Raw genomic sequence first — 12,774 nt, forward strand, 5'->3', positions numbered from 1 at the left:
TTAGTTCTTGTTAGTTCATTATTCGGGGTTAATCCCTGCTTTGACGTGCTGGTCAATCTTCCGTGAGCGCCTGCGCGCCGTCCTGTGGACAACTCTTGCCGACGCGGCTGGAGTGGTTGTTTGTTCCTCTCTCGTTCTTTGGGCCGGCCGGATTTGGGCGCGCAGCGGTCGGAAAGGCGACCGGTGCGTGCATCGGAAGCACCTGATGGGGGAGGATCAGCTCCTGGACGGTGCCAAATGCCGCCTTTCGGGCTTAGGATAGTTCAATAGGCAGCTCTGCCCTTTGTTAGTGCTTGATCCATAAGCACGGCAATGATCTGCTCAAAAAAGTTGCTGGAGCGCCGAAACCTCGTGTCAATCTACGTCGCATTACATCACGTCACTCATTACAAATATGATCGTCCGGTCGAACTGGGCCCGCAGACCATCCGCCTGCGTCCTGCACCACATACCAGGACCCCCGTGCTGAGCTATTCGCTCAAGGTCACGCCGCCCAACCATTTCGTGAACTGGCAGCAGGATCCGCAAGGCAATTGGCTGGCCCGCTACGTTTTCCCCGAGAAGGTGAACGAACTCAAAATCGAGGTCGACTTCACGGCGCAGATGACCGTGATCAATCCGTTCGACTTCTTCGTCGAGCCTTATGCCGACAGTTTTCCCTTCGCCTATCCGGAGGGCCTCAAGGTGGAACTGGCGCCCTATCTCGAGACGATCGAGCCGGGGCCGTTGTTCGCGGAATACTTGAAGTCGATTCCCCGCGATGCGGACAACACGGTCAACTATCTCGTCGAACTCAATGCGCAGTTGCAGAAAAAGATTCGTTATATCATCCGGATGGAGCCTGGCGTTCAAACGCCGGAGGAGACGCTGTCGTCGGCCGCCGGCTCCTGCCGCGACTCGGCGTGGCTGCTGATCCAGACGCTGCGGCATCTCGGGCTCGCCGCCCGCTTCGTCTCCGGCTATTTGATTCAGCTTCGTCCCGACATCGATCCGATCGAGGGGCCGGTCGAGGTCGAGAATGATTTCACCGATCTGCATGCCTGGGCCGAGGTCTATCTGCCCGGCGCTGGATGGATAGGCTTCGACGTCACCTCGGGCATGCTGGCGGGCGAAGGACACATCCCCGTTGCTGCGACTCCCCACTATCACTCGGCCGCGCCGATCAGCGGCAGTGCCGGAGTTGCCGAGGTCAACTTCAACTTCGAGATGAATGTGAGGCGCATCCGCGAAGCGCCGCGGATTACCCGGCCATTTTCGGATGAGGCGTGGGACCGGCTCGACCGCCTCGGCGAAGCCGTCGATGCCGATCTCGCCGAAAACGACGTGCGCCTCACGATGGGCGGCGAGCCGACCTTTGTGTCGATCGACGACATGGAATCGGCGGAGTGGAATACGGCTGCCGTCGGCCCGGCCAAGCGCGGGCTCGCGGACAGCCTGATCCGGCGTCTGCGCGCGCGTTTCGCGCCCGGTGGCCTGCTGCATTACGGACAGGGCAAGTGGTATCCCGGCGAAAGCCTGCCGCGCTGGGCGTTCGGACTGTATTGGCGCAAGGACGGTGAGCCGATCTGGCGCAATCCGGATCTGATCGCCAGCGTCGATGGCCCGCGCAGGGCGACGATCCAGGATGCAGAGCGTTTCCTGGACACGGCGGCCGAGACGCTCGGGCTCGAGCCGGACTACGTGCTGCCCGCGTTCGAGGATCCCGCGCATTGGCTGCAGAAGGAAGCCGCGCTGCCCGAGAACGTCGACGCGCTCGACTCCAAGCTCGCCGATCCCGAAGAGCGCGCGCGCATGGCGCGGGTGTTCGACGAAGGCCTGCACATCCCGCGCGGCTTCGTGCTGCCGATCCAGCGCTGGAATGCGCAGCCCCGGCGCTGGCGCAGCGAGCGCTGGGGCCTGCGGCGCAAGCGCCTGTTCCTGATTCCCGGCGACTCGCCGCTCGGCCTGCGGTTGCCGATCGGCTCGCTGGCCTACATTCCGCCGGAAGATTTCCCGTACATCCACGAGCAGGACCCGATGGAGCAGCGCGGGCCGCTGCCGATGTTCACGCAGGGGCGTCCGGTGATCGTGCCGCAGGTACCGCCGCTGCCGAAGCTCGATCGCGCGCCGAAGCCGCAGCAGGATGTTCAGTATCAGTACTGGGGAGGGCTCGGCGTCCGCACTGCGATGTCGGTCGAGATCCGCGATGGCATTCTCTGCGTGTTCATGCCGCCGGTCGAAACCATCGAGGACTACCTGGAGCTGGTCGCAACGGTCGAAGCGACGGCCGAGTCGATGCAGATCAAGGTTCACGTGGAGGGCTATGCACCGCCGTTCGATCCGCGCATCGAGGTCATCAAGGTGACGCCCGATCCCGGCGTCATCGAGGTCAACATCCAGCCGGCCGCGAGCTGGCGGCAATCGGTCGACATCACTTTCGGGCTGTATGAGGATGCCGCGAAGGTGCGGCTCGGCGCCAATCGCTTCCTGATCGATGGCCGCCACACCGGCACCGGCGGCGGCAATCATGTCGTCGTCGGCGGCAGCTCGCCGCAGGATTCGCCCTTCCTGCGTCGCCCCGATCTGCTGAAGAGTCTCGTCCTGTATTGGCAGCGGCACCCGTCGCTGTCTTATTTGTTCTCCGGCATGTTCATCGGGCCGACCAGCCAGGCTCCGCGCATCGATGAGGCGCGCCACGACAGCCTTTATGAGCTCGAGATCGCGCTCGCCAACGTGCCTCGGATCGGGCAGAGCGTGCCGCTGTGGCTGGTCGACCGGCTGTTCAGGCATCTGCTCGTCGACATCACCGGCAATACCCACCGCTCGGAGATCTGCATCGACAAGCTGTACTCGCCGGAGGGACCGACGGGCCGGCTCGGACTCGTGGAGTTCCGCGCACTGGAAATGCCGCCGGATCCGCGGATGTCGCTGGCGCAGCAGCTTCTCATCCGTGCGCTGATCGCCAAATTGTGGCGCGAGCCGCAGGACGGCCGGTTCGTGCGCTGGGGCACGGCGCTGCACGACCGCTTCATGCTGCCGCACTTCATCTGGGAAGACTTTCTTGATGTCCTGGATGAGCTGCGGTCGTCCGGCTACGACTTCTCGCCGGAATGGTACCAGGCGCAGCTTGAATTTCGCTTTCCGACCTTCGGCCGCGTGCAGCATGGCGGCGTGACCCTGGAGCTGCGGCAGGCGTTGGAGCCCTGGCATGTGCTGGGCGAGGAAGGCGCCGCGGGCGGCACCGTGCGCTATGTCGATTCCTCGGTCGAGCGACTTCAAGTCAAAGCCGAAGGTTTCATCGAAGGCCGCCACCTCATCACCTGCAATGGTAGGAGGATGCCGATGACCTCGACCGGACGGTCGGCGGAAGCGGTGGCGGCGGTTCGTTTCAAGGCATGGCAGCCGGCCTCCGGCCTGCACCCGACGATCCCGGTGCATGCGCCGCTGACCTTCGACCTGATCGACACCTGGAACGGCCGTTCGCTGGGCGGCTGCGTCTATCACGTCGCCCATCCCGGCGGCCGCAACTACGATACCAAGCCGATCAACTCCTACGAGGCGGAGGCACGGCGGCTCGCCCGCTTCCAGGATCACGGCCACACTCCGGGACGAATCGCGCTGCCGCCGGAGGAACGCACAAATGAATTCCCGATGACCCTCGACTTGCGCAGGCCGCTCCTGCATTGATGGCACGGAGTTTGTGCGGAGGACCAGGGTATGGACGGCTCGAGCGGCCAGGACCAGGGAGCGAGCGCCGCCGGTCGGCCGGCGGCACGTTCTCCGCTGCGCCGGGCCGAGCATTGGGCCCGCGACTATGCCCGGCTCCCCGGCATCCCCGATGAGTTCATCGGGGCCGACGGCCGTCCGCGACCGGTCTGGACTCGCTTTGCCGAGACCTTCGCCGCACTCGCGCCGAGCGACATCGAGCGCCGCTTCGCCTCCGCCGATCGCCATCTGCGCGAAGCCGGCGTCACCTATCGCTCGCCGGGCGACAACGCCGAGCGATCGTGGCCGCTGAGCCATCTGCCGCTGCTGATCGACGAGTCCGAATGGGCTCACCTGTCCCAGGGCATCGTCCAGCGCGCCGAGCTGTTCGAACGGGTGCTGCAGGACATCTATGGCGAGGGACGGCTGGTGGCGAGCGGCGCGCTGCCGGCAGCCGCCGTCGCCGGGTCCAGCGAATATCTGCGCCCGGTCTGCGGCGTCAAACCGCCCGGCGGCCGCTTCCTCAGCATCTACGCCGCCGATATCGGCCGCGGGCCCGACGGCGGCTGGTGGGTGCTCAACGACCGCACCCAGGCGCCGTCCGGCATGGGCTATGCGCTGGAAAATCGGCTCGTGCTGTCGCGCGCCTTCTCCTCGATCTACAAGTCCATGAACGTGGAGCGGCTCGCGCCGTTCTTCGAAGCATTCCGCGATGCTCTGCGCGCCAGCGCCGATCGTGACGAGCCGCGCATCGGCGTGCTCACGCCGGGCATGTTCAGCGAGACCTATTTCGAGCACGCGACGCTGGCGCGCTATCTCGGCTTTCTGCTGGTCGAGGGCGACGATCTCGCTGTCAGCGGCGACCGCGTGCACATCCGCACCGTCGCCGGCCTGAAGCGCGTCGACGTGCTGCTGCGGCGGCTCGATTCCAACTCGCTCGATCCGCTCGAACTCGATGCCGGCTCGCGACTCGGCGTCGCCGGCCTGATGGACGTCGTGCGCAAGGGCGGCGTGGTGATCGCCAACATGCCGGGCTCCGGCGTGCTGGAGGCGCGCGCGCTGCTTGGCTTCCTGCCGAGCCTTGCGCGGCGCGTGCTCGGTGAGGATCTCAAGATCCCGCACATCGCGACCTGGTGGTGCGGCCAGAAGTCCGCACGCGACGAGGTGCTGTCGCGGCTCGAGGAGTTCGCGATCGAAGGCGCCTATGGCCGCGCCGTGCCGGGCTTCGCAAGCAGCGGTCCGGTGCTGGCTGGTGAGCTCTCGGCCGCCGAGCGCGAGCGGCTGCGCGCTGCGATCAGCCAGCGCGGCATCGATTATGTCGGACAGGAGGTGGTGCGGCTGTCGACCACGCCGGTGTGGGAGGACGGTCGGATCGCGCCGCGGCCGTTCGTGCTGCGGGTGTTCGCGGCCGCCACGCCCGACGGCTGGACCGTCATGCCCGGCGGCTTCTGTCGCATCGCCGACAAGCTCGATGCGCGCGCGGTGTCGATGGGCGATGGCGCGCGCGCCGCCGACGTCTGGGTGGTCGCCGACAAGGCGGTGGCGGCGCGCACCTTGCTGCCGGGCTCCGACAATGTGCGGATACGCCGCATCGCCGGCGTGCTGCCGAGCCGCGCCGCCGACAATCTGTTCTGGCTCGGACGCTATCTGGAGCGCGCCGAGGCCACCGTGCGGCTGATCCGGGCGCTCGCAGCCCAGCATCGTGATCCCGGCAAGGGATCGCCGGCGCAGCTCAACACCTCCGAGCGTATCCAGCGGCTGTTGCTGGCGTGGGGCGCGGTTGAGCAGACCTCGCGCAGCAAGGGATTTCAGGTGGCGGCTGAGGCCCTGCAGGCCGAGGCGCAGTTCGGCTCGGCGCTGTCGCTGCTCAGATCGGCTCAGCGCACCGCGACCTCGCTGCGCGAGCGCCTCTCGCCCGACGCTTGGCAGGTCATCACCGAGATGCCGAATCGCCTGGCGCAGGAGGCCGAGGATGAGGACGCCGTCGTCAGCATCGCCGAGCTCACGCTCGACCGGCTTGCGAGCTTCGCCGGCCTTGCCCAGGAGAACATGAACCGCGCCGCCGGCTGGCGCTTCCTCGACATGGGGCGCCGCGCCGAACGCGCCATCAACACCGCGCGGTTCGCGCGCCAGTTCGGCTATGACGAGGCGACGCCCGAGGATCTCGACGTCCTGCTCACGCTGGTCGACTGCCAGATCACCTACCGCTCGCGCTATTTGATCGGCCCGTCGCTGGCGCCGATCCGCGATCTCGTCGTGCTCGACCTCTACAATCCGCGCTCGGTCGCGTTCCAGGTCGAGCTGCTCAACGAGCACATCGCGAGCCTCCCGGTGCTGAAGGAGAACGGGCTGATCGAGCGGCCGCAACGCCTCGCGATCTCGCTGGGCGCGCGGCTGACCGCGGCGGAGGCGGCCCATCTCGATGGCCGCGCCTTGTTTGCACTGGAGCAGGACCTGCTCAATCTGGCGGAGGCGATCGGTCAGCACTACTTCCCGCACGGTCCGAACGCGACGCGGCCGGAAAAGCTTACGGGCCTCGCGTGATCTACGACATCCGCCATGTCACCACCTACGAATACGGGAGTGCCGTCAGCTTCGCGCGCTGCTCGCTGCGCCTGGAGCCGCTCAGCGGCGACGGCCAGGAGTTGATCTCGCACAGCGTTGACATCCGCCCGCGTCCCTCGGAGCGGACGGCGCGGCGCGATTTCTTCGGCACACTGACCGAGAGCATCGTGATCGACACTCAGCACCGCCACCTGCGCATCGACTCGCGCTCGCGGGTGAAGCTGTCGCGCACGCCGCCCGAGCGCGATGCGCCGAGTGCGGAGTGGGAGCAGGTGCGCGATGCAGCTTTCGAGGCGACGAGCCTCGGCCCGTCGTCGCCGATCGGCTACGTCTTCGCCAGCGCGCTGGCGCCGGTGCTGGAGCCGGTGACGGACTACGCCGCGGCGAGCTTCTCCGCCGAGACGGGGATCGTAGCCGGCGCCGCCGATCTGATGCGGCGCATCCGCAAGGAGTTCAGATACGATCCGAAGGCGACCGTGATCTCGACCCCGCTGCGCGAGGTGTTCGACAATCGCCACGGCGTCTGCCAGGACTTTGCTCACGTCATGATCGCCGGCCTGCGCGGCCTCGGCCTGCCCGCAGCCTATGTCAGCGGCTATCTGCGCACCATCCCGCCCGAGGGCCAGCCGCCGCTGCAGGGCGCCGACGCCACCCATGCCTGGGTGTCGCTGTGGTGCGGCGAGGAACTGGGCTGGATCGGCTTCGATCCGACCAATGATCTCCTGGTCGGCAATGATCACATCATCCTCGGCATGGGCCGCGACTTCTCCGATGTCTCGCCGGTCGATGGCATCATCGTCGGCTCGCGCAAGCAGAAGCTCGGCGTCGCCGTCGATGTCGTGATGGTCGAGTAGGGTTCCCTGACCGGGAACGGTCGGAACATTTTTCCCGCATCGCACTTGATCCGCCCGAGGGGCCCGAATGGGGGCTGGCTGACCCTTTCGAGCGATGGAGTGATCGACATGAAACGTGTTGCAATCGTCATTGGCCTGGTCGGCGCCTGCGTCGCCGGCAGCGCCTCGGCCCAGCCGAGTGCGAACCTCACCGGCACCTACCGCTGCATCCAGATGTGCCGCGACGGAATGATCGGCGCGCCGGCCTTCGTGACGCAGAACGGCGATGCCGTGAACCTGACCACCGAAACCGGCGAGTCCCTCCAGGCCTGGCCGGACTGGAATGCTCCCAATAGCCGGCTTTGGATCGACGCACGTGACGAAAGTGCAGTGTATTCGCCCGACGGCATGCGCATCCAGTTCGACGACGGCCGTGTCTGGGAGCGCGACCTGCCGCCGCCGCTCATCGTCCGCCGCGCGCCGGTGGTGTACGGGCGATAAGCGATCGCCATTGCTATCGAGGCTCTCGCGCACGCGGGGGCCTTGATTTGCGGGTGAGATGAAAGGTGCCGGCCTCACGATCCAGTACTCGCCGGAAGGGGTGATGAATCGAGACGCCGCGGCGTACCGGATGCCCGCCTGCGCGGACATGACACGGGGTACGGGGCGGCGTTCTCGCGACACGATCTGTCCGAGTCATGAAGGATAGCTCGAACCCTCTGAGAACAAGAGGGCGCAGGGAATGCCGGGTGATGGCCTCACCCATGGCCCGCCTGCGAAAAGAATGCAGGCGGCAGGTACCACAGGTGCAGCCGGATCAACCCGGCATTCCCTGCGCGATGGCTTTACGGCTTATACGTGGTCTCCCTGGTGCGCCGGGCTTTCTGGCCACCATCCCCAGCGCGATCGTATTGCGCCAGGTTGACACCAGCATCGGGGTGTCGGGACATCACGACTTCACCGTGCGCATCATGCCGTTCGTCCGCGCGACTGATCACGCTGCAGCACCACACGCCCACCGCTCCCCAGGCTCCACGTTCGTGACGATCGCGATACGCCCCTCTCACGAGCCCGGGATGGCCGGAAACATCGGTCTGATTTGCCCGACGACACAAGTGGGCAAGCGTGCGACAAACTGGCACGACGGGCAATTCGGGCATGGCGGATATGCGCGATCTATTAGTTGTCGTTCAGACAGCGAGCGCCATGCTGAATCCGGCACCAGCAGAGAAGCTCAGCACTTCCGCATCTGCAAACAATGCTCTCGCCCCTCGACATCAGTCCGAAACGACTCGATGAAGCCGCCCTGGCGCTGGGTCACATACACGGTCTTGCCGTCGCTGCCGCCGAAGGCGAGGTTGGTCGGCTCCCTGGCTTTCAGCGCGATCTCCCGGATCATGCGCCCATCCGGCGCCAGCATGGCGATGCTGCCCTTGAGGATGTGCGCGACCAGCAGCCGGCCGTTGGCGTCGGTGCGCAGTCCGTCGATCGTGTTCGGCTCGAAGGTCTTGATCAGCTTTGGCCGTGTCAGCGCGTCGCCGTCGATCGCATAGGACCAGAGCTCGCCGCTGTTGGATTCGCCGACATAGAGCGTGCGGCCGTCGGGGCTGAGATCGATGCCGTTGGCGGTGCCCATGGCACGCGGCGCCGACATGGCTGCGCCTTGCAAGGATCCGTCGGGTCCTTTCGCGATCCGCCAGATGCGGCCGCTGCGCGCCTTCCAGTTGGGATCGCTCGCATAGATCGTGCCGTCGCGCGCCAGCGTGATGTCGTTGGGCTGGCTCATGTCATCGGCATGGAAGACGAGGCGGGGCTCGGTCGTGCCGGGGGCGATGGCGAAGATGTTGTGGCGCTTGTAGTCGGCGACGAACATCGTGCCTGTGGCGTCGATGCGGATGGCGTTGCCAATGCTGTTGTCGGGCAGCTCGGTGAATTTTTCGGAGGCCGTCGCCTCCGGCGCGAGCTTGCCGATCGTGCCGGCCTTGCCGAGATTGACGACGAACAGATTGCCGTCGCGGTCGACGGCGGGCCCCTCGATGCCGAAGGTGTATTCGCCGGATGGAGTGAGCTGGGTGCTCTCGAACAGTTTTGGTGCGGCGAGGGTGGGCGCGCTCGCAAGCAAGAGCATGAGAACAGTCGCCAAACCCGAGATGCGTAGGGTGGACAAAGGCGCAGGACGACGCCGCTTGCGCCCGAACGCACGCTCGTGCGCGCCGTGCCCACCAGCATCTGCACCGGTGCGCGCGGCCGGTGGGCACGCGCCGCCTGCGGCGGTCGCTTTGCCCGCCCTACGGGCCATTGCAAGCCGGTCAGAGCGGCACCAGAAACTGCTGTTGGATGTAATAGCCATTGTCGTCCGTACAGGTGCCGTTGAGGTAGGTATCGGCGGGCCGGAAGAAACGGCTGAAGCCGGGCTTATTGACGGCAGACCTCTCGGTCATCACGACGACCTTGCCGAACGGGATCTCGCCGCATTCGCGGCCGTCGCCGGCGAAGAACTTGCGATGCGGAGGGCCGCCCGGTTTCACCCGCATCCTGGTTCCTGGAATCATCCGCGCGACCAGATCGTCCGCCACATCAAGCACCCTGGCGTAGCCTGGTTCCGTCTTGATGAGGTTGGCGCCCGGCGGCATCTGCCGCTCGGCACCCAATCCGCGCAATCGTTGACGCAGCCGGCCGGCTTCGGGATCGCCCGGATAGATCCAGCCGTCTTGCGCCAGCATGAAGCGCAGCACGGCGCGGTCCTTGTCGTCATCGGATTGCCCGGCCTTGAGGCCGAAATCCGAATGGCAGCCGCTGCAATGTTTTTCGATCAGGCTCCTGCGCACGGTCGTGAGCCGCGCGCGACTCGCCGCGTCCTGCATCGCGAAAGCCGCAAGCCGGTCGATCAGCGCCTCGCTCCTGATGTCGCAGGGCAGGGGTTCGGGGGCAGCCTCGCCAGAGCGGTCGATGCGGATCACGGTCTGGTTCTTGTCCTCGACCAGCCAGATCGCGCCGTCGTCGGCGATGGTCATGCCGACCGGCGCGCCCTGCGGCCGGATGCCGTTGACGCGATGCCACCCCGTGATGATCTCATCGAACGCCGCGGCCGGCGCGGGACCGGCTGCGGTCTGGAAAGCGCGGGTTGGCTCGGCGGCGCAGCTCACATGGTAGCGCACCGGCGCCGGGCTCAGCTTGGGGAAGCCGTGGTCGTCGACCTCGAAGGCGAGTAGCCGGCTGCCGGTCGGCCGATAGCCATGCAGGCCGACCAGCAGCTTGCCCTTCAGGTCGTCGAAGCGATCGCCGGTGTAGTAGAGCATGCCGAGCGGCGCGCCATGCGGCGGCAGCAGCGACCAGGGCTGCTTGTAGAGCGTGGTGGTGTTGCAGAGGTTCTTGAGCGCGCCGGACTGCAGCACACGCTTGAATTCCGGGCTCGGCGTCGTCAGGTCGTAGCAATAGGGCCAGCCATAGTGGCGGCCTTGCTCGATCGCGTTGATCTCCTCGTTGGGCGCGAAGATGTCCTGCAGGTCGCGCGCGTTCTCGCCCTGCAGGAACGCGGTGCCGGGATCGGGAAAGCGCGGATGCAGCGCCAGCGCCATCGAGTTGCGCAAGCCGCGCGCGAACACCTCATGAGGCGGAGCGGAATCGCCGGGTTTCAGCGCTGGAAAGAGGCCGCCGGCGGGCGGCGTGAACAACCAGATGGAAGCCAGCGGCGAGGTGCCGTCGCCCGCCGCGCAGGGTCGCGTGATCGGCGCCGGCGACAGGCAATTGTCGCTGTGCGAGCCGATGTTGACGAACAGCCGCCCGTTGCGGTCGAAAGCGAAGGCCTTCAGCGGATGCGCACTCTCCGCGATCCGGGTGCCGTCCGGCAAGGTCAGGCGGCGCCCAGGCAGATCGCGGATGATGGTCTCGATGGTCGCTCTCGGGTTCGCGGCGAGCGGATCGAAGCGGAAGATCGCGGTGTCGGTCGAGGCGTAGATCCTGCCGTCGAGGCCCGCGGCGAGGCCGAATGGATAGGACAGTCGCGTGACCGCCTCGCGGATGCGCTGGCCCGCGGGCGCTACGGGATCGAGGATGAGGAGGCGGCCGTCGTCATGGCCCCAGCCGCCCATGTCCGCGACCACGAACAGTTGATGGCCGGGAATCTGCACGATGCTGCGGGGAAATCGCAGGCCGTCGTCGCGACTGGCGACGAGGCCGGCGCAGAAGCCGGGCTTCATGTCGATCTGGAGGCGCGGAAAGGTGAGGGCGCCGTCGCCGCAACTGGCCGGGCCGAGCGCGTAGCCGCTGCGGATCGTCGCGTCGTCGGCGTGGCCAGCTCCGATGCCGATGAGCATGGCGGTCGCGACGGCTGCAAGACTGTGCCACGACCATTCCATGCGTCGGTCCCGCTCAGTGAAGCAGATTGTATTGGATGATGTAGGCGGCGGCGCCGGCAAAATAGCCGAGCAGGGCGATGCCGCTGATGCGGCGGACGTACCAGAAGAAGTGGATGTTCTCGAGCCCCATCGCGGCGACGCCGGCCGCCGAGCCGATGATCAGGATCGAGCCGCCGGTGCCGGCGCAGTAGGCGACGAACTCCCACAGGAAACTGTCGGGCGGAAACTGGCTCAGGCTGTACATGCCCATGGATGCTGCGACCAGCGGCACGTTGTCGATGACCGCGCTGGCGAGGCCGAGCACGATCACGATCAGGTCGAGCCGGCCGACGGTGCGATCGAGCCATTGCGCCAGCGCCTGCAGGATGTGGGTGTGCTCCAGCGCTGCGACGGCCAGCAGGATGCCGATGAAGAACACGATCGAGGGCATGTCGATGCGGGTCAGCGCATGCACGAGCGTCAGGCGCTGCTTCTGCTCCGAGGCCTTCTCGCGATGGATGATCTCGCCGACCATCCAGAGCAGGCCGAGGCCGAACAGGATGCCCATGAACGGCGGCAGGTGCGTCAGCGCCTTGAACACCGGCACGGCGACCAGGATGCCAAGGCCCATGAAGAACATCAGATTGCGCTCGAACGGCAGGATCGGGCTGATCGAGGCGAGCCCTGCGCTCGCCGGAGGCGCGAGCTGCTTGCCGCGCAGCGTGACGCTGACGACCGCGAGCGGCACCAGCAGGTTCAGGAGCGAGGGGATGAAGACCGACTTCATGATCGCGAGCGGCGTGATCTGGCCGCCGATCCACAGCATGGTGGTGGTGACGTCGCCGATCGCCGACCACGCGCCGCCGGCATTGGCGGCAATCACGATGATGGCGGCGAACACGAGACGATCTTCGTCACGCCCCGACAGCTTCTTCATCAGCGACACCATCACGATCGCGGTGGTGAGGTTGTCGAGCATGGCGCTGAGGAAGAAGGTCACGAAGCCGACCAGCCAGACCAGCGTGACCTGATTCCTGGTGCTGATCAGCGAGGTCACGACCTCGAAGCCGTTGTGCGCGTCGATGACCTCGACGATGGTCATCGCCCCGATCAGGAAGAAGATGATCTGCGCGGTCGAGGCCACGGACTCGTTGAGCTCAGCCGCAACGGCCGGCGCGGTCCCGCCCATGACGGCGTAGATGGTCCACATCAGGCCGGCACCGACCAGGGCGGTGGCTGCCTTGTTGATCCGGAATGGATGCTCCAGCGCCACCACGGCATAGGCGAGTGTGAAGACGGCGACGATGGCGGCGGTCATGGGCAGGGCATTCCGGGCTGGATCGGCGGGAGACGGA

General features: G+C 66.4%; 7 protein-coding genes. 4 read left to right on the plus strand and 3 right to left on the minus strand.

The genetic code is table 11. The annotated features are described in order from the left end of the window. Positions 1–351 precede the first annotated feature (351 nt). The 4 genes from QX073_RS00975 to QX073_RS00990 all read left to right on the plus strand — a co-directional run bounded on the left by QX073_RS00975 (position 352) and on the right by QX073_RS00990 (position 7,583). Entirely contained in the window at positions 352–3,666 is a 3,315-nt protein-coding gene (locus QX073_RS00975) for a transglutaminase family protein (protein ID WP_315826353.1), read from the plus strand. A gap of 30 nt (positions 3,667–3,696) precedes the next feature. Beyond that, positions 3,697–6,228, plus strand: coding sequence for a circularly permuted type 2 ATP-grasp protein (locus tag QX073_RS00980; RefSeq protein WP_316225185.1), 2,532 nt, complete (start codon positions 3,697–3,699; stop codon positions 6,226–6,228). After that, the gene (locus QX073_RS00985) at positions 6,225–7,103 is read left to right on the plus strand and encodes a transglutaminase family protein (protein ID WP_315826351.1); all 879 of its coding nucleotides are present in this window, start codon (positions 6,225–6,227) and stop codon (positions 7,101–7,103) included. Before QX073_RS00980 ends, QX073_RS00985 begins: the two co-directional genes overlap by 4 nt. A gap of 99 nt (positions 7,104–7,202) precedes the next feature. Then, the gene (locus QX073_RS00990; protein ID WP_315714907.1) at positions 7,203–7,583 is read left to right on the plus strand and encodes a hypothetical protein; all 381 of its coding nucleotides are present in this window, start codon (positions 7,203–7,205) and stop codon (positions 7,581–7,583) included. Positions 7,584–8,316: 733 nt separating this feature from the next. Here the strand turns inward: QX073_RS00990 and QX073_RS00995 are convergent. The 3 genes from QX073_RS00995 to nhaD all read right to left on the minus strand — a co-directional run bounded on the left by QX073_RS00995 (position 8,317) and on the right by nhaD (position 12,737). Further along, positions 8,317–9,210, minus strand: coding sequence for an SMP-30/gluconolactonase/LRE family protein (locus QX073_RS00995; protein WP_315826350.1), 894 nt, complete (start codon positions 9,208–9,210; stop codon positions 8,317–8,319). Between the two features lie 181 nt (positions 9,211–9,391). Then, positions 9,392–11,440, minus strand: a complete 2,049-nt coding sequence (locus QX073_RS01000) for a PQQ-dependent sugar dehydrogenase (protein WP_315826349.1) — start codon at positions 11,438–11,440, stop codon at positions 9,392–9,394. 13 nt (positions 11,441–11,453) lie between these two features. After that, positions 11,454–12,737: a sodium:proton antiporter NhaD gene (nhaD, locus tag QX073_RS01005; protein WP_315749228.1), complete on the minus strand. Its 1,284-nt coding sequence runs from the start codon at positions 12,735–12,737 to the stop codon at positions 11,454–11,456. Positions 12,738–12,774: the final 37 nt, after the last annotated feature.

This window comes from Bradyrhizobium sp. SZCCHNS3052 (genome assembly GCF_032484495.1).
GTDB lineage: Bacteria > Pseudomonadota > Alphaproteobacteria > Rhizobiales > Xanthobacteraceae > Bradyrhizobium.

Bases quoted from the DNA above. Each gene is read 5' to 3' on its own strand.
- nhaD (WP_315749228.1), bottom strand. From the start codon at position 12,737: ATGACCGCCGCCATCGTCGCCGTCTTCACACTCGCCTATGCCGTGGTG.
- QX073_RS00980 (WP_316225185.1), top strand. From the start codon at position 3,697: ATGGACGGCTCGAGCGGCCAGGACCAGGGAGCGAGCGCCGCCGGTCGG.
- QX073_RS00995 (WP_315826350.1), bottom strand. From the start codon at position 9,210: ATGCTCTTGCTTGCGAGCGCGCCCACCCTCGCCGCACCAAAACTGTTC.
- QX073_RS01000 (WP_315826349.1), bottom strand. From the start codon at position 11,440: ATGGAATGGTCGTGGCACAGTCTTGCAGCCGTCGCGACCGCCATGCTC.